Source organism: Methylobacterium sp. J-030, from assembly GCF_022829545.1.
In the GTDB taxonomy this organism is placed as follows: Bacteria; Pseudomonadota; Alphaproteobacteria; order Rhizobiales; family Beijerinckiaceae; genus Methylobacterium.
Genome location: NZ_JAKSYM010000351.1, coordinates 42,810 through 66,143 on the forward strand (window position 1 = coordinate 42,810; position 23,334 = coordinate 66,143).

Here is a 23,334-nt window from a genome sequence, read left to right on the forward strand (position 1 = left end):
GGGTCCTCGACGGCCCGCCGTGCCGTCCCGCGGCACGAGACGACTCTCCGTACCTCCCGTCCGGGAGGATGAACCGGGCATCATACCCGGCCATCAGAGAATTGGAGTCTCCTCGTGAGGAAACTGACCTACGCCTTCGCCCTGATCACCGCGCTGGGCGGTGCCGCCCTCGTCCAGCCCGCCTCCGCGGCCCCCGCCCTGCCGGGCGCCGTCGCGGCCCCCGACGCCGTCACACAGGTTCGGATGAGCCACATGGAGCGGCGCATGATGCACCATCGGATGGAGCGCCGCATGATGCGCCACCACATGCGTCGTCGGATGATGCACGGCCGCATGCACCGCATGTGATGCCGGCGCGGAGCGGGGCCCGATCCGGCCCCGCTCCGCGATCCTGACGATCTGGGCGTTGCCCGCCTCACCGACGATTCCTATCTCGTTGTCTCGAATCGTGCCGTCAGGCGGCCGCTGCGGCAGCCGGCCGATCCGGGAGACCAGGATGCCCCCCTCCAATCGCCTGTTCGACGACCTCGCCCGCCTGATGACCGACGCGGCCGGCGCCGCGCAGGGCGTGCGCCGCGAGGCCGAGACCGTCGTCCGAGCCCAGCTCGAACGCGTCATCCGCGACCTCGACATCGCCTCCCGGGAGGAACTCGACGTGTTGCGCGACCTCGTGACCGGCCTGCAGGCGCAGAACGAGGCCCTCGCGTCCCGCGTCGCGGCCCTGGAGGCGAGATCCGGCCCCGCCGCGGCGGGCACGGCGGGCCTGAGCGAGGCGGTCTGAGCCGTGGCTGAGTCCCCGGGGCAACGCCGGGGGCTTTTACACAGGAAGCCGCAGCGACGATCCGGTTTCCTGTTCACTGACTGTGAGCTGCACTTTGTGTCGCGAGTCACGGCCGGTTTATAGTCGGGCATAGGGTGATTCGGGGGCTGCGGGGCGATGTCCGCGGAGCTTCGACAGTCGATCGCATCACCCCCGGCGCCGATCGGCCGGCTGTTCCAGGTCTTCGGGGTGTTCTCGGCACTCCGGGTTTGCATCATCGCTCACGACGGGCCGGACGTCACATCCGGACCATCCATTTGGATCGTCATGCCGCTGCTCAACGTCGACTTCCACGATCCGGATAGAAACGAGCATCCGCTCGACGTCGTCGAACGACTGGCGTCCCTGCGCGACTGGATCTTCGACCGGGCCGAGACCGACGAGATGTCGGTGACGAGCCCCGGCCGCTGGACCGACTACAACGTGGCGTTCACCTGGATCGAAGACGTGGAGGCACTGCACGTCGCCTGCGCGTTCGATCTCAAGGTGCCGGACCGGCAGCGGACCGAGGTGATGCGCCTCGTCGCGCTGATCAATGAGCAGCTCTGGGTCGGGCATTTCGACCTGTGGTCGAGCGACGGCGTGGTGATGTTCCGCCACGCGCTCCTGCTCACGGGCGGTGCCGTCCCGACCCATCCGCAATGCGCCACCATGATGAAGACCGCGGTGGATGCCTGCGAGCGGTATTATCAGGCGTTCCAGTTCGTGCTCTGGGCCGGCAAGACCGCCCGCGAGGCGCTCGACGCGGTGCTGTTCGAGACCGAAGGCGAGGCGTGACCGCCCCGGAGCCGGACGCGGCATCGATGCCCGCCTCGCTGGTCCTGGCCGGGGCCGGCAAGATGGGCGGGGCGATGCTGGCGGGCTGGCTCACCGCGGGTCTCGACCCGCGCCGCACGACCCTCATCGACCCCGTGCCAAGCCGCGAGATCGTCGCTTTGTGCGCGGAACGGGGCCTCGCCCTCAATCCGGCGGCCCCCGAGCCGGGCGCCGTGCTGGCCCTCGGCATCAAGCCGCAGGGTCTGGAGGCGGCAGCGCCCGGCCTCGACCGGCTGATCGGCCGCGACACGCTCGTCGTCTCGATCCTGGCCGGCAAGACCGTGGCAGACCTGCGCGGGCGGCTTCCTCACGCGCGGGCCGTCGTGCGGGCCATGCCGAACCTGCCAGCCAGCATCGGCCGGGGCGCCACCGGCGCCTACGCGAATCCCGAGGTCACGCCCGGGCAGCGCGCCGCCGCGAACGCCCTGCTGGCGGCGAGCGGCACCGTGGCATGGCTCGCCGACGAGGCCCAGATCGACGCCGTGACGGCGGTTTCCGGCTCCGGGCCGGCCTACGTCTTCCTGATGGTCGAGGCGCTGGCCGAGGCCGGGATCGCGGCCGGGCTCGACCCGGAGGTGGCGGGCCGCCTCGCCCGGGCGACGGTCTCGGGGGCCGGCGCGCTCCTCGACGCGACGCCCGCGGAGGCGGCGGAGCTGCGCCGCAACGTGACCTCCCCCGGCGGCACCACGGCGGCGGCCCTCGACGTTCTGATGCGCCCGGACGGGCTCGGCGCGCTGATGCGGGAGGCCGTGGCGGCGGCCCGGCGGCGGGCGGGGGAACTCGCCGGCTGACATCCGATCGGACCCGTGCGGCAAGGCGGCGCGAAGCCCCTGCCCTTCCGCTACGGACTGCCTACATCAGGCGGGACGACCGACAGGAGCGGGCGACAGACCCATGACCGAGAGCAAAGGCCCCGCGAAGCGCCCCCGCAAGGCCGCGAGCCCGGCCAAGGCAAGCAGCCTATCCGAGAATGCCGCGCCGGAGAGCCTGGCCGCCGAGGCCACCGCCCAGGCAGGCGCGGCGATGGGCGACAGCCCGCCGAAGCTGCCGCCCCGGGAGGCCGCCGTCGAGGCGCTGATGCGGCTCGCCGCCGAGCAGCCCTGGAACGACATCGAGATCGGCGACATCGCCCGGGAGGCGGGGCTGACGCTGGCCGAGCTCCGCGATCTGTTCCCGTCGAAGGGCGCCGTTCTCGGCGGCCTCACCCGGATCATCGACCGCAAGGTCCTTGAGGGCGACCTTGCCGGCCTGGAGGAGGAGCCGACCCGCGAGCGCCTGTTCGACGTGCTGATGCGCCGGCTCGACGCGATGGAGCCCTACAAGCCGGCCCTGCGCCGGATCGCCTACGCGCTGCGCGGCGAGCCGCTGTCGATGCTGGCGCTGAACGGCATCATGCTGAACTCCCACCGCTACATGCTGGCCGCGGCCGGGATCGACACGGAGGGGCCGCTCGGCCAGCTCAAGCTCCAGGGCGTGGTGATCGCCTTCGCCCGCGTGACCCAGGTCTGGCTCGACGACGACGATCCGGCGCTCGCCCGGACGATGGCCCGCCTCGACAAGGAGATCCGCAACGGCGAGCGCTTCATGGAGCGGGCCGAGGATGTCCGGCGGCTCACGGCACCGCTGCGCGCGCTGGGCCGCTCGGTCCTCGACCGCCGGCCGCGCGCGCGACGCAGCCGCGACGGCGACGAGACGGATCCGGCCGCCGCGATCTGAGAACCGACCTGACCCGGGCCCCCGGGTCTGGGAAGGTCTCTACCTTGCCGTGACGAGGTGTTTTCGGACGCGCTGAGCATCACCGACCGGTCGATCAATACGGCAGGCCGGAGCAAGCCCGCACCCTTCCTCCCCCCAGAGGGGGAAGGGCGACGCGCGTGGATGGCTCCGACTCGGATCGCAGCCATACGGGGAAAAGGACACGCGTTTTCCCCATCATCAGGTCACGACCGCACGTGGTGATCCCCGCACCCAGCCCAGCACCGCGAAACGGCCGGGTCGCGACCTTTCGAGACCCGGCCGTCATTCGTCCACCCGACGCATAGGAGTTTGCGCTTCGGGCAGACAGGGCTTGGCGGGCTCAAACCGCCTGGATGTCGCGCAGGAAGCCGTCCACCTCCTGCTTGACGGCCTGCGACTGCTTGGCCAGCTCGGCCGCCGCGTTCAGCACCTGCGCGGCGGCGCTGCCGGTCTCACTGGCCGACGCCAGCACCCGCGACACGTTGGACGACACGTGCTGCGTGCCCTGGGCCGCCTCGGTGGCGTTGCGCGAGATCTCGCTGGTCGCCGCCGTCTGCTCCACCACCGTCGAGGCGATGGCGCCGCTGATCTCGTTCACCCGCGTGATCGTGCGGGCAATCTGCTGCATCGCCTGCGCGGCTTGGCCCGTGGCACCCTGGATGGCGGAGATCAGCCCGCCGATCTCGTCGGTGGCCCTGGCGGTCTGGTCGGCCAGTTCCTTGACCTCGGCGGCCACCACGGCGAAGCCGCGCCCCGCCTCCCCGGCGCGGGCCGCCTCGATCGTGGCGTTGAGCGCCAGCAGGTTGGTCTGCGCCGCGATGCCGGAGATCGTCGTCACCGCCGCGCCGATCTGCTCGGCGGCGGCGCGCAGGCTGGCCATGGCGGCCTCGCTCGCCTCGGCCTCATGGGCAGCGAGCCCGGCCGCCTCGTTGGCGCGGAGTACCTGCCGCTCGATCTCCTGCAGTGACGACACCATCTCCTCGGCCGCCGCCGCCACCGTCTCGACGTTCATGGAAGCCAGGTCGGCCGCCGTGCTGGAGGCGACCGCCTGATTGTTGGTGTCGTCGGCGATCTGCGTCATCGAGCGGGCGGTGGCATCGAGCTCGTTGGTGGCCAGGGTGACGATCTCCAGGGAGGCGGCGATGTTGTGATCGAAGATCTCGACGAGCTGTTCGCGACGCTCGGCCCGGCGTTGGCGGGCCGCCAGCGCGTTGACCTGGGCGGCCTCCAGCTCGGCCCGGACGATCGCGTTCTTCCGGAACACCTCCACGGCCTTGGCCATGGCTCCCAGCTCGCCCGAGGCGTCCTGCGAGGGGACCACGAGATCCGTGTCGCCGTTTGCCAGGCCCGCCATGGCCTTCACCATGCCGTCGATGGGCCGGATGATGCTGCGCCCGATGAGCGAGGCCAGGGCCACACCGATGATGAGGGCGAGCGCGCCGAGGCCGACCTCGATGCGCCACGCGCGTAGGGCCATCTCGGCGGTCGACGCCCTGATCTGCGCCGACGTCGTCAGGATCCGCTCACGGAGCGTGGCGCAGTCCGCCGTGATGGCATCGGTATTCGGCTTGATGCCGGTCTCGAACGTCGCCTTCGATGCGGCCGCCGCCTCGTGGAAGGCGTCGAGCCCCGCCTGGTAGGCGGCAAGCGCGTCCGCGAGGTCCTTGAGCCGCTCGGCGATGCCCGCAACGCCATGCCCCTCGGCATCCTGGAGCGCGGCGCGGGCCTGCTCGATCTTGCCTCGGAACGCGTCCCGATAGACCGGGCTCTGCTCGATGATGGAGCGCGCGGCCGCGAGGCGCGCGGCCAGGACGGCATTCTCGAAGCGCATGGCGTGCAGCTTCGCCCCATCGTCGCTACCCTGGCTCATGTCCGCGAGCAGGCCCTGGAGCAGGTGTGCGAGGCGGTTGCCCGCCTTGATCATGTGCTGCTTCGCGGCGTCGAGCTTGGTGCCGGCCTCCGCGAGACGGTCGAGATCGGCCTTCATGGCGGCCGCGCTGCCGACGATGGCGCGATAGCGGGTTCTCCCCAAATCGGTCAGGGCCAGGGCCGTGCGGCGCTCGGCCATGTCCTCGATCGAACGCCGCACCTCCTGCATGGCGACGACCTGTGCGGCGTCCGGCGCCAGGCGGTAATGCTCGGCTTTGGCGGAGAGCTGGGCCGCGAGGCCGTCCATCGCGATGATCTCCTGCGCGCTCTCTCCGACAAAGAAGAGTCTTTCGTATTCCTGGTTGAGATAATTTTGCTGATAAACCGCGAAGACGCCGATGACGGCGGCAATCGAGACGAGCAGGGCGAACCCGGCATACAGGCGGATACGTATTCCGATCTTCACGATACCAAGCTTTCTCGAAGAAGGATCGTTGTGGGATGAACTTCCCCAGAAAGCGAACCGTCCATGACAGCTCTATGTCACATCTAAATCGAAACCTGACGTTTGTCCTATGAATTTTGAATGATTGAACCTGAAACCAGTATCTCGTCAGAAGGTCGCCCCAACCCAACGGCATGCTGCGCATCCCATCAAACCAGTGCGGAATTAGAGAACTGTCTGAAAATTTATCGAATCGTCCGCCTCAGATCATTGCACAACTTGAGCGTAACGATCCTTGCACGGCTTCGATGTTTTGAACGTCGCACTCTTCAGCCGCGCGATCATCCAGTCATGACCGGAAAGGCCGCCCAGGCATCGGATCGAGATCCGGAACCGGGATCGATCGACCAGTGCTTCGCCCGCGTGTTCCACGCGGGACAGTCCGAGGGGATCGATGCGAATCGACGCCGCTCGGGCGCCCGGCGATTCGCGTGAGGCTCCGGGAACGCCCACCGCCGACAACAGGCTCGGAACCAGCCGTTTCAAGGTAGCGGGTCAGGCCCGAGCCGTGGCGTCCCAGCCTCGGGTCGCGCAAAGGGTGCACAGCGATCGAGCACGGCTTCGCGCTGATCGGTCCCGCCATGCGGCGGCATGGATTGCGCCGACAGGCTCAGGCGGCGCGATCGCCCAGGGCCTCGCGCATCAGAGTGGCCACCATCCCGCTCTGAAACTGGTCATGCCGGACGCGCAGCGCGTCGGGGATCTGAGCCGGGGCCTCCGGCTCCGGATCGTCGAGGGCATCGCCCGCGAGCACGATCCGCAACCCCGGACGCAGGGTCCGCGCCTCGACGGCCAGTTGCGCGCAGCACAGCCCGCCCTGCAGGCCGGAATCCACCACCATCACGTCCACCGGCAGGCCCAGCGCCAGGACCGTCATGGCGTCGACCCCACGGTCGCAGGCCGTGACCTGATAACCCAGAAGGCGGACCTGCACGGCCACCTCGTCGCGCCACCGCTTGTGGCGGCCGACCACCAGAACCTGGATCCGGTAGCAATTGCCCTGAGGCAGCAAGCTGGAGGCAGTCCCGACGTCGGCTGAGGGCATTCCGCACTCGACTTCGTGCTGGCTTTGCGATGCAGCATGCTAAGCCTTGTTGCAATGCGGACGCAAGCCTGCCGCCGCGAAGGCGCCGCATTCCTCACCGCGTTCGCCCAAAGAGGCGGCAGCCGGGATCGCTGGTCATAGGGTAGGCATATGGTTGACGCAGCCGGGGTCCTGCGCTCAACACCGGGCCGCCGCGGGATACGTCCGCGCGCTGCCGGAGCCCGAGCCGATGTCGTCCGCGAAATCCCCGCCCGTCTCTCCGCTGGCGCCCACCGCGACACCGGAACTGCCGCCCCTCCCGGGGGTGCGAATCGCCACCGCTCAGGCCGGGATCCGCTACAGCGGCCGGACCGACGTGCTCTACGTCGCGCTGGAGGCCGGCACCACGGCGGCGGGCGTTTTCACCCGCTCGAAATGCCCCTCGGCGCCGGTCGACTGGTGCCGGGAGGCGCTGGCCGACGGTTCGGCGCGGGCGCTGGTGGTCAATTCCGGCAACGCCAACGCCTTCACGGGCCGGCTCGGCCGGGAGGCCGTCGCCCGCACCGTCGAGATCGCCGCGCAGGCGGCGGGCTGCGGCCCCCGCGCGGTCTACGTCGCCTCGACCGGCGTGATCGGCGAGCCGCTGCCGGCCGAGCGCTTCGCGGGCGTGCTGGCGGACTGCGCGGCCCGCGCCACGGACGGCTCGGCCGCCTGGGCCGAGGCGGCACAGGCCATCATGACCACCGACACCTTCCCGAAGCTCGCCACCCGCACGGCCACGATCGACGGCGTGACGGTGACGCTCAACGGGATCGCCAAGGGCGCCGGCATGATCGCCCCCGACATGGCCACGATGCTGTCCTTCGTGTTCACCGACGCCGCCCTGCCCCAGGCGGTGCTGCAACCCCTGCTGTCGGCGGGCACGAAGACGAGCTTCAACTGCGTCACGGTCGACGGCGACACCTCCACCTCCGACACGCTGATGCTGTTCGCGACCGCCAGAGCCGGCAACGCGGCCGTGTCGGACCCGGCCGATCCGCGGCTCTCGGGCTTCCGGGATGCCCTGGAGAGCCTGCTGATCGAGCTGGCGCAGCTCGTCGCCAAGGATGGCGAGGGCGCGCGCAAGTTCGTCACCGTCCGGGTCACGGGGGCCGAGAGCGATTCGTCCGCACACCGCATCGCGATGTCGATCGCCAACTCGCCGCTGGTGAAGACCGCGGTGGCGGGGGAGGACGCCAACTGGGGCCGGGTCGTGATGGCGGTCGGCAAGGCCGGCGAGCCCGCCGACCGGGACCGGCTCGCCATCTGGTTCGGCGACGTGCGGGTGGCCGTCGAGGGCGCCCGGGACCCGGATTACAGCGAGGCGGCGGCGAGCGCGGTGATGCGCGAGCCGGAGATCGGAATCCGGGTGGATCTCGGCCTCGGCGACGGCCAGGCCCGGGTTTGGACCTGCGACCTGACCAAGGCCTATATCGAGATCAACGGGGATTACCGCTCGTGAGGGCGGCCCTGGCCGGCGCCGCCCTGATCCTGGCGCTGGCCGCCGGAGCCCGGGCCGACGATTCGGCCTGCGACCGCCACATCAGCGTGGTCGGTCGCGCCGCGGAGGCGCGGGCGCCGGATTTCGCCGAGGTGACGGTGGGCATCGAGGCGCGCGCACCGACCGCGGCGGCGGCCCTCGACGCGGCCTCGAAGGCGGTGGCGGGCGTGTCGGCGCAGGCCCGCGCCCTCGGCGTGCCGGCGGCCGATATCGGCACCGCGGCCGTCTCGCTCCAGGCCGCCACGCGGTCGGTCGCCCGGCCGGGCGGCCTCACCGAGGAGCCGGACGGCTACCGGGCGAGCAACCTCGTCAGCGTCCGCCTCGCCGACATGGACCGGCTCGGCGACCTCCTGCGCCAAGCCCTCGATGCCGGCGCGAACCGGATCGACGGCGTCGGCTTCGGCCTGCGCGATCCCGACAGGCTCGATGCCGCCCTCCAGGTCGCGGCGGCCCGCGACGCCCGCGGCCGCGCCGCGGCGCTCGCCGACGCCCTCGGCGTCAAGCTCGGCCCGCTCTGCACCCTCGGGCCCGCGGGCGGCGCGCCCTATCCGCTGGCGAGCCGCGCCCTCGCAGCGCCGATGGCCGCCAAGGGCCGGCGCGTGCCGATCGAGGCCGGAACGATCCAGATGTCCTCCGAAGTCTCGGCCACCTTCGCGGTGGCGCCATGAGCGCTCCCGGGACCGCCGGCCCGCGCCTCCTCCTCGTGGTGGCGGTGGCCCTCGTCGATGTCGACGGCCGCGTGCTGGTGAGCGAGCGCCCGGCGGGCAAGCAACTCGCCGGCCTGTGGGAATTCCCCGGCGGCAAGGTCGAGCCCGGCGAGCGGCCGGAGGAGACGCTGATCCGCGAACTGGCGGAGGAACTCGGCATCCGCGTCGAGGAGCCATGCCTCGCGCCCCTGACCTTCGCCAGCCACGCCTATCCGGAGTTCCACCTCCTGATGCCGCTCTACATCTGCCGCCGCTGGACCGGCACGCCGCAGCCGATGGAGGGGCAGGCGCTGAAATGGGTCCGGCCGAAGGCCCTGCGCGACCTCGCGATGCCGCCCGCCGACGCGCCGCTGATCCCGTTCCTGATCGATCTCCTGGAGGTCTGAACCGGCCGGCCGTTCCGAGCCGTCATCGCGGGCGCAGCGAAGCGACCCAGGGTTGCGCATCGCCGCCAAACGTGGCGCCGCTGGATTGCTTCCCTCCGCTCGCAGAGTCGGCAAGGCGGACGCGGTCCGGACGCCGTCATGGCCCCCTTCAAAGTGCCAGGATCGCCTCGACCGCCTCCTGCACGGCGAGCGCCTCCGCGAAGGTTGCGAGGTGGTGCGGCTCGCCCCGCACCATCCGGACGACGCCTTCGAGCTGGCGCCGCAGGGTGATCGGGCGCAGCTTCTCGTTGGGGATCGCCCCGGGCTCCGGCTCGAAGCGACCATCCGCGCCAAGGCGTTCGGCGATGGCCCAGTCGCGCAGGCGAACCGCGCCCGCATCGCCCGTCAGCGTCCACGTGTTGTGGTCGTCCTTGTCGGTGCCGCCGACCCGGCCGGTGAGCGACACCGGGATGCCCCCGGCCGTGAGCGTGACGGCGACCGCCCGCTCGGAGCGGCCGGCCTCCGGAAAGTCGATGGCGCCGCCGATCCCCTCCAGGGGGCCGAGCAGGCGCCGGGCGAGGAACAGGAAATGCGAGACCACCTCGCGGGTGAAGCCGCCCTCCGCCCGTGCGTCGAGCCAGCGCGCCGCGTCGGCCTGCCAGGGGCGCGGCCAGCGGGCGAATTCCACCGCGACGGCGAGGTGAAGCGGCGTCCCCACAGCACCCTCGGCGATCCAGCGCCGGAGCGCCGCCACGCCGGGCGACGAGGCGAAGGGGAAGTTCACCGCACCGGCAGACCCGGCCTCGGCCGCGAAGGCACGGGCTTCGACCAGATCGATGGCGAGCGGCTTCTCGCAGAAGACGCTCCGGCCCGCCGCCAGGGCTGTCCGCGCGTAGCCGAGATGCGAGGCCGGCGGCGAGGCGACGTAGAGGCAGGCGCTCGCCGCCACGACGGATTCGGCGTCGGCGGCGAGCGGCACAGCCGGGAAGGCCGCGCCGATGCGGGCCAGGGCCTCCGGCGCGGGGTCCCAGATCGCCGCGACCCGGACGGGCACGTCCGGTGCCCCGTGGATGGCGCCGAGCAGGCGCTCGCCCATGATGCCCGCGCCGATGATCCCGAGGGCGAGTTGGTCGTCGGTGGCCGGCATGGAGGATCCCGCATGTCGGACGGCGGGGATGCGCGTCCCGGCGCAGCCTTACGGTTCCGAACCCGTGCGGGAAAGACCGCCGGTCCAGACAGCTTCAGGTGCGGCCCTGCCGGGCATCGAGGCTGAACGGGCCGGCGCCGAAGGCCGTGATCTGCAGCAGGCCCCCGGCGACCGCGAGGTTCTTTAGGAACTGGAACATCTGGTTCGGGTCGCCCGCAGCCGCATGGAAGATCACCGCTGTGGCGACCGCGAAGAGGGCCAGCGCCAGGGCGACGAGCCGGATGCGATAGCCGGCGATCAGCAGCAGGCCGCCGCCGATCTCGACCAGCGTCGCCGCCCCGTAGGAGAGCATGGGCAGCGGCAGGCCGGCGGCCTCGATGGTGGCGAGGGTCGCGGCGGGCGCGGCGAGTTTGCCGGCCCCGCTCACGAGGAAGAGCGCGCTCATCAGGACCCGGCCGGTCGCCGACAGGAGGGCCGCGAGGGATGCGCCGGCGGCGGTCGGGGCGGGGGCGTTCGAGGTGGCCATCGGGGTCGTCCGTTTCGTGCGAATCGAGGGGGGGCGCTTCAGGCCGCGCGCGGGCGTTCGATGTCGCGGAGCCAGTCCGCCGCGAGACCGAGATCGGCCTGCGACAGACCGTGGCCGGCGGGCAGGGTCCGGTGCGCGACGACCGCGCCGGCGGCGGTGAGCTGCGCCGCGAGGCGGCGGGCATTCTCGACCGGCACGATCGGATCCAGGGCGCCGGACAGGATCAGGACCGGTTTTCCCGCGAGGTCGGCCGCCGGGGGCTCGGCGAGGGGCACCATCGGGCGGATCAGCACGGCGCCCGCCAGAACCTGCGGCCGCAGCATCAGCAGCGCGGCGGCGATGTTGGCGCCGTTGGAGAAGCCCAGCGCCAGCGGCGCGCCGAGGCCATAGCGGTCGCGTGCCGCCGCCACGAAGCCGGCGAGGTCATGCGTGCGGCGGCGCAGGTCGGCTTCGTCGAACACGCCCTCCGCCAGCCGGCGGAAGAAGCGCGGCATGCCGTTCTCGGACACCGCGCCCCGGGGCGAGAGGAGCGCGGCGCCCGGCGCCAGCATCCGGCCGAGCGGCAGGAGGTCGTTCTCGTCGCCGCCGGTCCCGTGCAGGAGCAGCAGCGGGCGCGCGGCATCCGGGCCGGGCTCAAACCGGTGGATGAAACCGAGGGTCTCGTGGGTCATGGCGACCTCCTGGCGATGTGAAGGCAGGCCCGCCCCGCGGGACGCGGAGCGGGCTCGCTTGCTTCAGGCGACCTTTGGCAGCACCGCCTCGATCTCGGCCCGGTGCGGCTCCAGTCCGGCGGGCAGCTTCAAGGCCCGACCGAGAGCCTCGACCGGCTCGTCGACCGCGAAGCCGGGCGCGTCCGTGGCGATCTCGAACAGCACGCCGCCCGGCTCTCGGAAGTAGATCGAGCGGAAGTACTGCCGGTCGCGCTGCTCGGTGACGTTGAGGCCCCGGGCGGCGAGCGCTTCGCCCATCGCGGCCTGCGCGGCGTCGTCCGCCGCCCGGAACGCGATGTGGTGGACCGAGCCGGCGCCGGGCCGCCCCGGGAGGAAGCCCCCCACGGCCCGCAGGGTCACGAAACCGCCGATCGCTGCGCTGCCCGCGAAGCGGATCAGGTTGCCCTCGCGGCCGGCCTCGTGCAGGCCCAGCACCTCCGTGAGGATCGCGGCCGTGGGCTCCGCCCCATCGAGGAGCAGCGTGACCCCGTGCAGGCCGCGGACGGCGTGCTCGGCGGGAACCTCCGCGGAGACCCAGGCCTGGGCCTGGGCCTCGACGTCGTCCACACCGACCAGCGCCAGCATCATGCCGTCCGGGTCACGGAAGCGCAGGGTCGGCGCGCCGAACACCTGGACGAGCGGCTCGTGGGCGACGCCTTTCTCGATCAGACGGTGGGTCCACCAGCCGATGGAGGCGCGGGGGATTCGGAAGGCGGTCTCCTGCGTCTCGCCGACGCCGACACGGCCGGCAGCGGCCCGCTCGACGGGAAAGAAGGTCAGGATCGTGCCGGGGCGCCCGGCCGCGTCGCCGTAATAGAGGTGGTAGGTGCCCGGATCGTCGAAGTTGACGGTCTTCTTCACCAGCCGCAGCCCGAGCACGCGGGTGTGGAAATCGAGGTTGCGCAGGGCCGGCCCGGAGAAGGCCGTGACGTGGTGGAGGCCGGTCTCGATCATGGCGCTGTCTCCTGAAGCCTGCCGCGCCGGGCGCGGTGCGTTTCGCGATGACCGCACTGTGCCTCTTGCCACCGGTTCCGAAAATAGAAACGATGGAAACCCATCGTTTCCGGATATGACCCATGAGACTGCCTGATTTCGAGGCCTGGGCGGTGTTCGCCAAGGTGGCGGAGACCGGCTCCTTCGGGCGGGCCGCCGCGGATCTCGGGCTGTCGAAGGGCACCGTGTCGAAGGCGGTCGGCCGGCTGGAACTCCGAATCGGCGCCCGGCTGTTCAACCGCACGTCGCGCAAGCTCGCACTCACGGAGGCGGGACTGGCCGCCAAGACGGGCGCCGCGCGCATCCTGGCGGAGGGCGAGGCCGCCGAGGCGCAGGCCATGGCGTGCGCCGCGGAGCCGCGCGGGCTGGTGCGGCTCGCGGCCCCGATGACCTTCGGGGTGATGCACGTTGCGCCGCTGCTGCCGGATTTCCTGCGCCGGCACCCGGCCGTGTCGGTCGACCTGCACCTCTCGGACGCGGTGGTCGATCTCGTGGGCGGCGGGTTCGACATCGGCCTGCGCATTGCGGCCCTGCCGGATTCGTCGCTGCGCGCCCGGCGCCTCTGCGCGGTCCGCCGTTCGCTGGTGGCGACCCCCGCCTATCTCGACCGACACGGCCGCCCCGGGCATCCGGATGACCTCGCCCGCCACGCGTGCCTCGGCTACGCCTATCTGCCGACCCCCGACCGGTGGCGCTTCGTCAATACGCACGGCGCGCAGGCCGTGGTCACTCCCGGGGGGCCGCTGCGGGCCAACAACGCCGATGCGCTGGCCCCGGCGGTCCGGGCCGGCCTCGGCCTCGCGCTCCAACCCGATTTCATGATCTGGGATGATCTGGAAGCCGGCCGCCTGGAGCGGGTTCTGCCCGACTGGTCACCACCGCCGATCGCGCTGCATCTCGTCACGCCACCCGGCGATCCCCGGCCGGCGCGCGTCACGGCCCTCATCATCCATCTGACGCAACGCCTCGCCCATGCCCCCTGGGCGGGGCCATCCGGGGCGGCCGCATCGCGCGATTCCTTGCCTCCGGCTGAACCCGATATACCTTAAGGTGGCATGTCCCCTGGCAGCTCACCTTATTAATGGAGCTCCAATACCAGATTGATAGATCGACAATACCGGATCCGGCGTACCATCCCGGTTTGTGCACAGGTGAACCGTTTTTTCGCATCCAGGGTCGCGGGCCGGCATCCCGTTCGGCCTACACGGTGCCTAGAGACCTACGAGGTTGGCCGTATCGCGGAAATCGCTCCGTCAGGTTTATCATCGGCTTGCACGACAACCTGACGTATGCGAGGACTATAGTCCAAGCCGAAGGCCGCAGGATTTCGCCGGCTGGGGATGCTATGTATGAGTGTATACCGTCTAGTCGAGGCCTCGATGTTCACAGCGGTTCCCGGGCGGCGTGTGCCTGACCGGCTGCGGCATAAGACGGTCGCGGCGGCTGTGGCAGATTCGCTGAGGCAGCAGATTTTGAACGGCGAGCTGCGTCCGGGTGTCCAGCTCCGCCAGGATGCGCTGGCGGAGGAATTCGGGATCAGCCGGATCCCGATCCGGGAAGCCCTCCTGCAACTGGAGGCCGCAAACCTCGTCAAGATCGTGCCGCACCGGGGCGCCGTGGTTTCAGGGCTGTCGCTGGAAGAGGTGGAAGACATCTTCAAGCTGCGCATCGAGCTTGAGCCGCAGCTCCTGGCGCTCTCGGCCCCCCGACTCACGAATGAGGACTTTCAGGATCTGCGCGTCGTGCTGGCGGCATACGGGGAGTCGCTGAGCACCGGCGAGGTCCTGCGCTGGGGCGAATTGAACCGGCGCTTCCACTTCGACCTGCTGCGCCACGCGGACCGCCCGCGCGCGCTGACCATCGTTTCGGGCCTGCTGCAGGATTGCGACCGCCCGACCCGCCTTCAGCTTGCGGCCTCCGGGGAAATCGCGCGCGCCCAGGAGGAACACACGCAGATCCTCGCCCTGTGCGAGGCGCGGAAGGTCGAAGCGGCGGCGGCGGCGCTGCGCTCCCATATCGAGACTGTCGGCGTCTGCCTCGTGGCGATCTACCGGGACGGGCTGGCCCGGCTCTGACCGGATCCGGCCGCCGTCGCGCCGGGAACCTCAGTCCACGCGCTTGCCGGCCCGGCCGCCGAAACGGGTCAGCCGATCCTTCACCTCAAGCACCCTTTGGACCTTCGCGCCGAGCGTAAGGAGCTGGACGAGGCGGTCGGTGTCGAGCCGGCGCATGTCGTCGTACCAGCCGGTGAACAGCTCGAACAGGTCGTGCATCTCCCCGAGCCGGGCCTGAGCGTGACGCTCGGCGTCGGTCTCGACCTCCTGCATCAGCAATTCGCGCAGCATGGTCAGGGTCGGGTCGATCTCGCGCTTCTTGCGCTCCTCGACCAGGGTGCGGACGATCTGCCAGACATCCTCGGGCGTGGCGAAGTAGTCCCGCCGGTCCCCGGGCCTGTGCTGGAGGCGCACGAGATTCCAGGCCTGCAGCTCCTTCAGGCCCATGCTGACATTGGAGCGCGATACGCCGAGCCGCTCGACGATCTCGTCGGCGTTGAGCGGCCGCTCCGACACGAACAGCACCGCGTAGATCTGCCCGACCGTCCGGTTGATGCCCCACCGGGAGCCCATCTCGCCGAAATGGAGCACGAAGGTCTGGACGAGGGGGGGCAGATGCACGGGGCGTTCCGACGGGACCAGGATCCCGGTCGAGGCCGGGTTTTCGGGGAGCCTATCAGGTCCTGAGCCAGAACCGGAGCAGCGTCGCGACCGATCCGAGGGCGACGATGCTGAGCGCCCAGATCGCCACGAACCAGGCGAGGCGCTTCCACAGGGGGAGCGGCGCGGGGGGGCCATCAGTGATACCCGTGCGTGTCGACCTTGCCGCGGAACACCCAGTAGGAATACGCGGTGTAGGCCAGGATGATCGGGATCAGCGCCGCGGCGCCGACCAGCAGGAAGATCTGGCTCGCCTCGGGGGCGGCCGCCTGCCAGATGGTGATCCGCCCCGGCACGATGTCGGGGTAGATGCTGATGCCGAGCCCCAGGAACGACAGGCCGAACAGCCCGAGCGCGATCAGGAACGGCGCCCGCTCGGCCCCGGCCCGCAGGGTCCGCCACAGGGCGAAGGCCGCGAGTGCCACGAGGAGCGGCACCTGCGCGGTGAGGAGCACGTTCGGCATCGCCAGCCAGCGCTCGAAGTAGCGCCCCTGGAGGAACGGGGTCGCGGCGCTCACGAGGGCGACCGCCGCCACCGTCGCGAGGGTGAGTCGCTGGGCGTGGCGCCGGGCCTGGAGCTGGAGCAGGCCCTCGGTGCGCATCACCAGCCACGTCGCTCCGAGCAGCGCGTAGGCGACCGCGAGGCTGACGCCGACCAGCAGGCTGAACGGCGTCAGCCAGTCCCACCAGCCGCCCGCATAGGCGCGGCCCTTCACGGCGATGCCCTGGAGCAGCGCCCCCAGGGTGATCCCCTGGGCCAGGGCCGCCACGACCGAGCCGACCGCGAAGGCCGCGTCCCAGGCGGCGCGGTGGCCGGGATCGCGCCAGCGGAACTCAAAGGCCACGCCCCGGAAGATCAGCCCGAGCAGCATCGCCAGGATCGGCGCGTAGAGGGCCGGCAGGATGACCGCGTAGGCGAGCGGGAAGACCGCGAACAGGCCGCCCCCGCCCATGACCAGCCAAGTCTCGTTGCCGTCCCAGACCGGGGCGATGGAATTCATCGCGGTGTCCCGCTCGGGTCCCGGCCGCAGGGTCGGGAACAGGATCCCGATGCCGAGATCGAAGCCGTCCATGACGATGTAGGCGAAGACCGCGAAGGCGATCACGAACGCCCAGACGACGGTGAGATCGACGCTGTACAGCATGGCTGCCTCACCCGATGGGCTGAAGATGGCGGTCGGGATCGACCGCCGGGGCGGGCGTGAGGCCCGCGGTGCGGATCGGCGCGCCGGGCTCGAGCCCGGGCTCGCCGACCTGCGGAGGCTTGGCCATGAGGCGCAGGATGTAGAGCGTCCCCATGGCGAACACCGAGACATAGACCACCACGAAGGCGGTGAGCGAGGCGGCCACGGCCGGCCCGTCGAGCGGCGAGGCCGAGTCCGCCGTGCGCAGCAGGCCGTAGACCGTGTAGGGCTGGCGCCCGACCTCGGTGGTGATCCACCCGGCCAGCACCGCGACGAAGCCGGCCGGCCCCATCGCGAGGGCGAAGCGGTGCAGGGGCGCCCAGGCGTACAGCCGGCCCTTGTAGCGCGCGAGCAGGCTGAGGCAGCCCAAGAGGAGCATCAGCATGCCGATGCCGACCATCACCCGGAACGACCAGAACACGATCGGCACCGGCGGCCAGTCCTTGCGGGGCAGGCTGTCGAGGCCGGCGAGCGGCGCGTCGAAGGCGTGCTTCAGCACCAGGGAGGACAGCTTCGGAATCGCCACCGCGTAGCGGACCGTGCCGGCCTCCTGGTCGGGCAGGCCGAACAGGATCAGCGGGGCGCCGTCCGGATGGCTCCGGTAATGGCCCTCCATGGCCATGACCTTGGCGGGCTGGTGCTCCAGGGTGTTGAGCCCGTGCGCGTCGCCGGCCAGGATCTGGGCGGGGGCGACCAGGGCCGCCATCCACATCGCCATCGAGAACATCGTCCGGGCGGCCGGGTTGGCCCGGTCGCGCAGCAGGTGCCGGGCGCCGACCGCGCCGACCACCAGGGCGGTCGTCAGGTAGGCCGCCAGCACCATGTGGACGAGGCGGAACGGGAAGGACGGGTTGAACACCACCGCCCACCAGTCCAGCGGCACGAACTGCCCCTGCGGGTTGGAGCCGTAGCCCGTCGGCGTCTGCATCCACGAGTTCACCGCCAGGATCCAGAAGGCCGAGACGAAGGTCCCGATCGCCACCATCAGGGTCGCGGCGAAGTGCAGCCGTGGGCCGACCTTGCGCATCCCGAACAGCATCACCCCGAGGAAGCCGGCCTCCAGGAAGAAGGCTGTCAGAACCTCGTAGCCCATCATCGGCCCGAGCACCGGCCCGGTCTTGTCGGAGAAGACCGACCAGTTGGTCCCGAACTGGTAGGACATCACCAGCCCGGACACGACGCCCATCGCGAACGCGATGGCGAAGATCTTCAGCCAGTACCGGAACAGGTCCATGAACACCGGCCGCCCGGTGGCGAGCCACAGCCCCTCCAGCACCGCGAGGTAGCTCGCCAGCCCGATCGAGAAGGACGGGAACACGATGTGGAACGCCACCGTGAACCCGAACTGCGCGCGTGCGAGGATGAGCGGATCGAGATGAGCGAGCACGGCGGGTCTCCGGCCTGGGAATCGCGACTCGCGGTATAGCAATTTCAGAAAATTCTGAAAAGACGATAATGTCTACGTGTCGCCGGCCGGGCCGCGGCAGCGTAAGATCCGCGCGGGCTCTGGACGCGCACGGCCGGACACGGCAGGTTCAGCCCGTCCCCCACGATCGGGACCCTGCCGGCACGGCAACGCATCGGGCCGAAGGGCCGAGAAGCGCCCCCGTCGGCCGCGCCCGGACACCACGAGAGCTTTTCGCGCCCCATGGCCGCTTCCGTTGCCGACACCCCCGCCCAAGCCGCTCCGGTCGATCTCAACGCCGTCCTGTCGGACCGCATCCGCGGCATCGGCACGAGCCAGATCGGCCTCGTGGCGGATCGCGGGCGGGACGACCCGGAGGTGGTGAAGCTCTGGATCGGCGAGGGCGACCTGCCGACGCCGCCGTTCATCGTCGAGGCGGCGCACCGGGCGATGCTGGCGGGGCACACCCGCTACACGACCTCCCTGGGCCTGCCGGCCCTGCGCGAGGCGCTCGGCGCCTATCACGCCCGCCACTGGGGCGTTGAGATCCCGCCCGACCGGTTCGCCGTCACGGCTGGCGGCATGAACGCGATCATGCAGGCCGCACAGGTGCTGCTGGAGCCCGGCGACGAGATCATCATTCCCTCCCCGGCCTGGCCGAACCTGCGCGAGGCCGTGCGCATCGCCGGCGGCGTGCCGGTGGCGGTGCCCTACCGCAGGCTGCCGGACGGGCGCTTCACCCTGCCGCTCGCCGATATCGAGGCGGCGCTGACGCCCCGGACCCGGGTGATCATGATCAACTCGCCCTCGAACCCGACCGGCTGGACCATGCCGCTGTCCGAGATGACGGCCCTGCGCGACCTCGCCCGGGCCCGGGGCCTGTGGATCCTGTCGGACGAGGTCTACGCGCACTTCACCTACGGCAACCGGATCGCCCCGTCCTTCCTGCAGATCTGCGAGCCGGACGACCGGCTGATCGTCACCAACACCTTCTCGAAGAACTGGGCCATGACCGGCTGGCGCGCCGGCTGGGTGATCTTTCCGCGCGGCCTCGCGCCGACCTTCGCGAAGCTCGGGCAGTACAGCACCACCTCGATCTCGACCTTCGTGCAGCACGCCTGCATCGCCGCCTTGAACGAGGGCGACGGCTTCATTCGCACCATGGTCGACCGCTGCGCCGAGGCCCGGGCGATCCTGGTGGACGGCCTGTCCCGCCTGCCCGGCGTCACCGCCGCCCCGCCGGACGGCGCCTTCTACCTGATGGCCCGGATGGGGGGCGACGAGCCGAGCCTCGACTTGGCGCTCCGCCTGCTGCGTGAGGCGAAAGTCGGCGTCGCGCCCGGCACCGCCTTCGGGCCGGAGGGCGAGGGGCTGGTGCGGATCTGCTTCGCCATCAGCCCGGACCTGGCGCGGGAGGCGGTGGCGCGGCTGTCGGGGGTGCTGGGGCGAGACGGGCGAACCGGCCGGGGTTCAGGTCCGGCGTGAATGCCGGGATCCCCCTCGCCCCGCACGCGGGGAGAGGGGGCGTCACGTCCTGCAATGTCGCGACATGTTCGAGGGCGGAAGCGCAGCACGCCTGTCAGGCCGCTGCGTTTCCGCCCTCGACAAATCTCACCGCCCCCAGCGCAGCACCAGCGCATCGTTCCGCCGGGCGAGTTCGATCAGGCCGGCGCGGGTCGCCGGGTGGAGCGGCTGGATCGGCAGGCGCGCGGTCTCGTGGGCGATCACGCCGCCCTCAGCCATCAGCGCCTTGCAGGCGAGCAAACCGCATTGCCGGTTCTCGTAGTTGATCAGCGGCAGCCAGCGCGCGTAGGCGTCCAGCGCCGCCTCGCGGCGGCCGGCCGCGTAGGCGTCGGTGATCTGGCGGATCCCGTCCGGGTAGGCGCCGCCGGTCATCGCCCCGGTGGCGCCGGCGTCGAGGTCGGCCATCAGGGTGATCGCCTCCTCGCCGTCCCAGGGGCCGATCACGGCGTCGCCGCCCTGTGCGATCAGCTCGCGCAGCTTCGCGGCGGCCTGGGCGGTCTCGATCTTGAAATAGGACACGTTGGCGATCTCCCGGGCCATGCGCGCCAGGAAGGCGGCCGGGAGCGGCGTGCCAGAGACCGGCGCGTCCTGGATCATGATGGGGATCGCGATCGCATCCGAGACGGCGCGGAAGAACTCGTAGATGCCGAGGTCCGGCACGCGGATCGTGGCCCCGTGATAGGGCGGCATGATCATCACCATGGCGGCCCCGGCGGCTTCAGCCCGGCGGGAGCGCTCGGCGCAGACCTGCGTGGCGAAGTGCGTCGTGGTGACGATCACCGGCACGCGGCCCGCCACATGCTCCAGCACGGCGTGCATCACCCGCTCGCGCTCGTCGTCGGTGAGCACGAACTGCTCGGAGAAGTTGGCGAGGATGCAGATCCCGTGGCTGCCGGCATCGATCATGAAGTCGATCGCCCGGCGCTGCCCGTCGAGGTCGAGGGCGCCGGAGGCGTCGAACACCGTGGGGGCGACCGGAAAGACGCCGCGATAGGGCTGGGCGAACGAGGTCATGGGCGGTCCTTGTGCCGCGGAGCCAGAGGTTCCGCCCCGCGAATCACGATCTGATCGGGGCGGGCCGCCTCCTAGCACGAACGCCGCTCGGGATCGTCGCGGGGCGGAGCTGCCGGCGTGACAGGAGGGCCAGCTGAGTTTCAGCCCCGGGCCCAGAACAATCCCGACCCGGCCGGAGTAGACCGGCGCGACGGCGCTCGGATTCGCCACGATCGATCCGCTCTCTTGCCTTGACGGCCCGACTCGATTCATTGACCGAATGTACGTGCGGGTCCGAGATCGACTTTGGTTACCGCGAGAGATCATTGTTATCGGCGTGAGGTATTTTCGGATGCGACGTTTCTCGACCGGTCTGGCCGCTTTGCTGGGTATCTCGGCTCTCTTCCTCGGCGCCCCCGCCCGGGCCGACGACCTCGATGCGATCCGGGCCGCCAAGACCCTGCGCATCGGCACCGAGGGCACCTACGCGCCCTTCACGTTCCACGATGCCTCCGGGGCGCTGGTCGGGTTCGACGTCGAGATCGGCCGCAAGGTTGCCGAGAAGCTCGGCGTCACGCCGCAGTTTCTCGAAGGCAAGTGGGACGGGCTGATCGCGGGGCTCGACGGTGGGCGCTACGACGTGGTGATCAACCAAGTCGGCATCACCAAGGAGCGGCAGGCGAAGTTCAACTTCTCCGAGCCGTACATCCGCTCCCGGGCGGTACTGATCACCAAGGCCGACCGGACCGACATCGCGTCCTTCGCGGACCTGAAGGGCAAGAAGGCCGCCCAGAGCCTGACCAGCAACTTCGCCCGCCTCGCCGAGCAGTCCGGGGCGGAGCTCATCGGCACGGACGGGTTCGATCAGTCGGTGCAGCTGGTCCTCACCGGGCGGGCCGACGCCACCGTCAACGACAGCCTGTCGTTCCTCGACTTCCGCAAGCAGAAGCCGAACGCCCCTGTGAAGATCGCCGCCGAGCAGGCCGACGCGGACGCGTCCGGGATCATCCTGCGCAAGAACAACCCCGCGCTGAAGGCCGCCCTCGACAAGGCATTGGAAGACATCAAGGCCGATGGCAGCTACGCGGCGATCGCGCAAAAGTATTTTGGCGCGGACGTGTCGAAGTAGATCGTCCGAAGGGAGCCCCGTGACGCCGCGACGCGCATCGGATTACACCGGTTCGGACCGCAGACCATGAGGCGGGAGCATCCCCGCGACCCTCCCTCCCCCCTCGGCGGGGGAGGGAGACGCGCGGAGCCGGCCCTTTCTCCGATACAGATCTCTGAACCAAGCCCCCGGAAGGAGACGCCGCCCCGTGCCGCACTGGCTCGACCTCATGCTCCAGTCGCTCGGGCCGCTGCTCGTCGCAGGGTTGCGCTTCACCGTTCCGTTGACCCTGATCGCCTTCGCGCTGGGGCTCGCCCTCGGCCTCGGGACCGCCCTCGTGCGCCTGTTCGCCCCCCGTCCCCTGGCGGCGCTGGCGTGGCTCTACGTCTGGATCTTCCGCGGCACCCCGCTCCTCGTCCAGCTCTTCGTGATCTTCTACGGCCTGCCGAGCGCCGGGATCCTGATCGACGCCTTTCCAGCCGCGGTGATCGGGTTCACGCTGAATGTCGGCGCCTACACCTCCGAGATCGTGCGCGCCGCCATCGCCTCCATCCCGAAGGGCCAGTGGGAGGCGTCCTACGCGATCGGCATGACGCCCGCCCAGGCGCTCCGCCGCACGATCCTGCCGCAGGCGGCGCGGGTGGCGGTGCCCTCGCTGGCCAACTCCTTCATCGCCCTCGTGAAGGACACCTCGCTCGCCGCCGCCATCACGGTGCCCGAGCTGTTCCAGGCCGCCCAGCGCATCGTCGCGATCACCTAAGAGCCGCTGATCCTCTACAGCGAGGCCGCCCTGATCTACCTCGTCCTGTCCACGCTCCTGTCCGGCCTCCAGACGCTCCTGGAACGGCACCTCGGGCGCTACGGCGGCTACCTGGAGGCGCGCGCGTGATCGCCCTGTCGGCCATCGAGAAGCGTTTCGGCGCCAACCCGGTCCTGCGGGGCGTCGATCTCGACGTTCCGGAGGGGCGGGTGACGGCGCTGATCGGCCCGTCGGGCTCGGGCAAGTCGACGCTGCTGCGCTGCGTGAACCTCCTGGAGATCCCGCAAGGCGGCACGCTCACGCTCGGCGAGATCCGCCTCGCCTTCCGGACCGGGCACCCGCCGCCCCGGCGGGAGGTGCTCGCCGTGCGCCGCCAGACCGGGATGGTGTTCCAGAACTTCCAGCTCTTCCCCCACCGCACCGTGATCGAGAACGTCACGGAGGGGCTCGTCACCGTGGCCAGGTGGACGCCCGCGAAGGCGCGGACCCGGGCGATGGACCTGCTGGAGCGCGTCGGCCTCGCCCACAAGGCGACGGACTGGCCCGCGAGCCTCTCAGGGGGCCAGCAGCAGCGGGTGGCGATCGCCCGGGCGCTCGCGCCGTCCCCGCGCCTGCTGCTCTGCGACGAGCCGACCTCGGCCCTCGATCCGGAACTTGCCGCCGAGGTGGTGGACGTGCTGGCCGGTCTCGCGGGCGAGGGCATGACGATGCTGATGGCCACGCATGATCTGCGCCTCGCCCGGCGGGTCGCCGACCGGGTGGTGTTCCTGGAGGGCGGCGCGATCGTCGAGCAGGGCCCGGCCGCCGACCTGTTCGGACGGCCGGAGGATCCGCGCACCCGCCGCTTCGTCCGGACGCTGCTCGGCGAGGCGGCGCAGAACGGCTGA

The 23,334-nt window shown here is 70.9% G+C and carries 24 protein-coding genes and 1 pseudogene; 14 read left to right on the forward strand and 11 right to left on the reverse strand.

Going from position 1 to position 23,334, the window contains the following annotated elements:
- Positions 1-114: 114 nt before the first annotated feature.
- The 5 genes from MKK75_RS27515 (at position 115) to MKK75_RS27535 (ending at position 3,352) form a co-directional block, all read left to right on the forward strand.
- Positions 115-348 carry a hypothetical protein gene (locus tag MKK75_RS27515; protein WP_244045659.1) on the forward strand — a complete coding sequence of 78 codons (234 nt, stop codon included), beginning with the start codon at positions 115-117 and terminating at the stop codon, positions 346-348.
- Positions 349-496: 148 nt separating this feature from the next.
- Entirely contained in the window at positions 497-781 is a 285-nt protein-coding gene (locus tag MKK75_RS27520) for an accessory factor UbiK family protein (protein WP_244045660.1), read from the forward strand.
- 306 nt (positions 782-1,087) lie between these two features.
- On the forward strand, positions 1,088-1,597 hold the full coding sequence (locus tag MKK75_RS27525; protein ID WP_244045771.1) for a YbjN domain-containing protein: 510 nt from the start codon (positions 1,088-1,090) through the stop codon (positions 1,595-1,597).
- Positions 1,598-1,623: 26 nt separating this feature from the next.
- A complete protein-coding gene (gene proC / locus MKK75_RS27530; protein ID WP_244045661.1) occupies positions 1,624-2,427 on the forward strand; it encodes a pyrroline-5-carboxylate reductase in 804 nt (267 codons plus the stop codon).
- A gap of 232 nt (positions 2,428-2,659) precedes the next feature.
- On the forward strand, positions 2,660-3,352 hold the full coding sequence (locus MKK75_RS27535; RefSeq protein ID WP_409567618.1) for a TetR/AcrR family transcriptional regulator: 693 nt from the start codon (positions 2,660-2,662) through the stop codon (positions 3,350-3,352).
- A 361-nt stretch (positions 3,353-3,713) separates the two neighbouring features.
- Here the strand turns inward: MKK75_RS27535 and MKK75_RS27540 are convergent, their stop codons facing one another.
- Both MKK75_RS27540 and MKK75_RS27545 read right to left on the reverse strand, forming a co-directional pair.
- Positions 3,714-5,708: a methyl-accepting chemotaxis protein gene (locus tag MKK75_RS27540; RefSeq protein ID WP_244045663.1), complete on the reverse strand. Its 1,995-nt coding sequence runs from the start codon at positions 5,706-5,708 to the stop codon at positions 3,714-3,716.
- A 649-nt stretch (positions 5,709-6,357) separates the two neighbouring features.
- Positions 6,358-6,792 (reverse strand): histidine kinase, encoded by a 435-nt coding sequence (locus tag MKK75_RS27545; protein WP_244045664.1) that lies wholly within the window; start codon positions 6,790-6,792, stop codon positions 6,358-6,360.
- Positions 6,793-7,021: 229 nt separating this feature from the next.
- Between MKK75_RS27545 and argJ the strand changes: the two genes are divergently transcribed.
- Genes argJ through MKK75_RS27560 form a run of 3 tightly spaced genes read left to right on the forward strand, consistent with a single transcriptional unit; the run spans position 7,022 to position 9,404 of the window.
- The gene (argJ, locus tag MKK75_RS27550) at positions 7,022-8,272 is read left to right on the forward strand and encodes a bifunctional glutamate N-acetyltransferase/amino-acid acetyltransferase ArgJ (RefSeq protein ID WP_244045665.1); all 1,251 of its coding nucleotides are present in this window, start codon (positions 7,022-7,024) and stop codon (positions 8,270-8,272) included.
- Positions 8,269-8,979, forward strand: coding sequence for an SIMPL domain-containing protein (locus MKK75_RS27555; protein ID WP_244045666.1), 711 nt, complete (start codon positions 8,269-8,271; stop codon positions 8,977-8,979). The genes argJ and MKK75_RS27555 overlap by 4 nt, the downstream gene beginning before the upstream one ends.
- Positions 8,976-9,404: a (deoxy)nucleoside triphosphate pyrophosphohydrolase gene (locus tag MKK75_RS27560; protein ID WP_244045667.1), complete on the forward strand. Its 429-nt coding sequence runs from the start codon at positions 8,976-8,978 to the stop codon at positions 9,402-9,404. The genes MKK75_RS27555 and MKK75_RS27560 overlap by 4 nt, the downstream gene beginning before the upstream one ends.
- Positions 9,405-9,552: 148 nt before the next feature.
- On the opposite strand, the gene MKK75_RS27565 is transcribed toward MKK75_RS27560, so the two are convergent.
- The 4 genes from MKK75_RS27565 to MKK75_RS27580 form a co-directional block, all read right to left on the reverse strand.
- Complete coding sequence (locus MKK75_RS27565; RefSeq protein WP_244045668.1) at positions 9,553-10,530, reverse strand: Gfo/Idh/MocA family protein; 978 nt, start codon at positions 10,528-10,530, stop codon at positions 9,553-9,555.
- A 94-nt stretch (positions 10,531-10,624) separates the two neighbouring features.
- The gene (locus MKK75_RS27570) at positions 10,625-11,056 is read right to left on the reverse strand and encodes a DoxX family protein (RefSeq protein ID WP_244045669.1); all 432 of its coding nucleotides are present in this window, start codon (positions 11,054-11,056) and stop codon (positions 10,625-10,627) included.
- A 38-nt stretch (positions 11,057-11,094) separates the two neighbouring features.
- On the reverse strand, positions 11,095-11,727 hold the full coding sequence (locus tag MKK75_RS27575; protein ID WP_244045670.1) for an alpha/beta hydrolase: 633 nt from the start codon (positions 11,725-11,727) through the stop codon (positions 11,095-11,097).
- A gap of 63 nt (positions 11,728-11,790) precedes the next feature.
- Complete coding sequence (locus tag MKK75_RS27580) at positions 11,791-12,720, reverse strand: ring-cleaving dioxygenase (RefSeq protein ID WP_244045671.1); 930 nt, start codon at positions 12,718-12,720, stop codon at positions 11,791-11,793.
- A gap of 122 nt (positions 12,721-12,842) precedes the next feature.
- On the opposite strand from MKK75_RS27580, the gene MKK75_RS27585 reads away from it, so the two are divergent.
- Together MKK75_RS27585 and MKK75_RS27590 are read left to right on the forward strand one after the other, a co-directional pair.
- Positions 12,843-13,808: a LysR family transcriptional regulator gene (locus MKK75_RS27585; RefSeq protein ID WP_244045672.1), complete on the forward strand. Its 966-nt coding sequence runs from the start codon at positions 12,843-12,845 to the stop codon at positions 13,806-13,808.
- A 330-nt stretch (positions 13,809-14,138) separates the two neighbouring features.
- Positions 14,139-14,834, forward strand: coding sequence for a GntR family transcriptional regulator (locus MKK75_RS27590; RefSeq protein WP_244045673.1), 696 nt, complete (start codon positions 14,139-14,141; stop codon positions 14,832-14,834).
- Positions 14,835-14,864: 30 nt separating this feature from the next.
- Here MKK75_RS27590 and MKK75_RS27595 read toward each other — a convergent pair whose 3' ends face one another.
- Genes MKK75_RS27595 through MKK75_RS27610 form a run of 4 tightly spaced genes read right to left on the reverse strand, consistent with a single transcriptional unit; the run spans position 14,865 to position 18,044 of the window.
- Positions 14,865-15,434 (reverse strand): GbsR/MarR family transcriptional regulator, encoded by a 570-nt coding sequence (locus tag MKK75_RS27595; RefSeq protein WP_244045674.1) that lies wholly within the window; start codon positions 15,432-15,434, stop codon positions 14,865-14,867.
- 55 nt (positions 15,435-15,489) lie between these two features.
- On the reverse strand, positions 15,490-15,660 hold the full coding sequence (locus MKK75_RS36205) for a DUF2474 domain-containing protein (RefSeq protein WP_313901896.1): 171 nt from the start codon (positions 15,658-15,660) through the stop codon (positions 15,490-15,492).
- Positions 15,611-16,618 (reverse strand): cytochrome d ubiquinol oxidase subunit II, encoded by a 1,008-nt coding sequence (cydB, locus tag MKK75_RS27605; RefSeq protein ID WP_244045675.1) that lies wholly within the window; start codon positions 16,616-16,618, stop codon positions 15,611-15,613. Before cydB ends, MKK75_RS36205 begins: the two co-directional genes overlap by 50 nt.
- A gap of 7 nt (positions 16,619-16,625) precedes the next feature.
- Positions 16,626-18,044, reverse strand: coding sequence for a cytochrome ubiquinol oxidase subunit I (locus MKK75_RS27610; protein WP_244045676.1), 1,419 nt, complete (start codon positions 18,042-18,044; stop codon positions 16,626-16,628).
- A 261-nt stretch (positions 18,045-18,305) separates the two neighbouring features.
- Here MKK75_RS27610 and MKK75_RS27615 point away from each other — a divergent pair, with 261 nt between their 5' ends.
- Positions 18,306-19,547, forward strand: coding sequence for a pyridoxal phosphate-dependent aminotransferase (locus tag MKK75_RS27615; protein WP_244045677.1), 1,242 nt, complete (start codon positions 18,306-18,308; stop codon positions 19,545-19,547).
- A 126-nt stretch (positions 19,548-19,673) separates the two neighbouring features.
- On the opposite strand, the gene MKK75_RS27620 is transcribed toward MKK75_RS27615, so the two are convergent.
- A complete protein-coding gene (locus tag MKK75_RS27620; RefSeq protein WP_244045678.1) occupies positions 19,674-20,600 on the reverse strand; it encodes a dihydrodipicolinate synthase family protein in 927 nt (308 codons plus the stop codon).
- 331 nt (positions 20,601-20,931) lie between these two features.
- Between MKK75_RS27620 and MKK75_RS27625 the strand changes: the two genes are divergently transcribed.
- The 3 genes and pseudogenes from MKK75_RS27625 (at position 20,932) to MKK75_RS27635 (ending at position 23,334) form a co-directional block, all read left to right on the forward strand.
- On the forward strand, positions 20,932-21,708 hold the full coding sequence (locus MKK75_RS27625; protein WP_244045679.1) for an amino acid ABC transporter substrate-binding protein: 777 nt from the start codon (positions 20,932-20,934) through the stop codon (positions 21,706-21,708).
- A 187-nt stretch (positions 21,709-21,895) separates the two neighbouring features.
- A pseudogene (locus tag MKK75_RS27630) lies at positions 21,896-22,576 on the forward strand (amino acid ABC transporter permease).
- Positions 22,573-23,334: an amino acid ABC transporter ATP-binding protein gene (locus tag MKK75_RS27635; protein ID WP_244045680.1), complete on the forward strand. Its 762-nt coding sequence runs from the start codon at positions 22,573-22,575 to the stop codon at positions 23,332-23,334. Before MKK75_RS27630 ends, MKK75_RS27635 begins: the two are co-directional and overlap by 4 nt.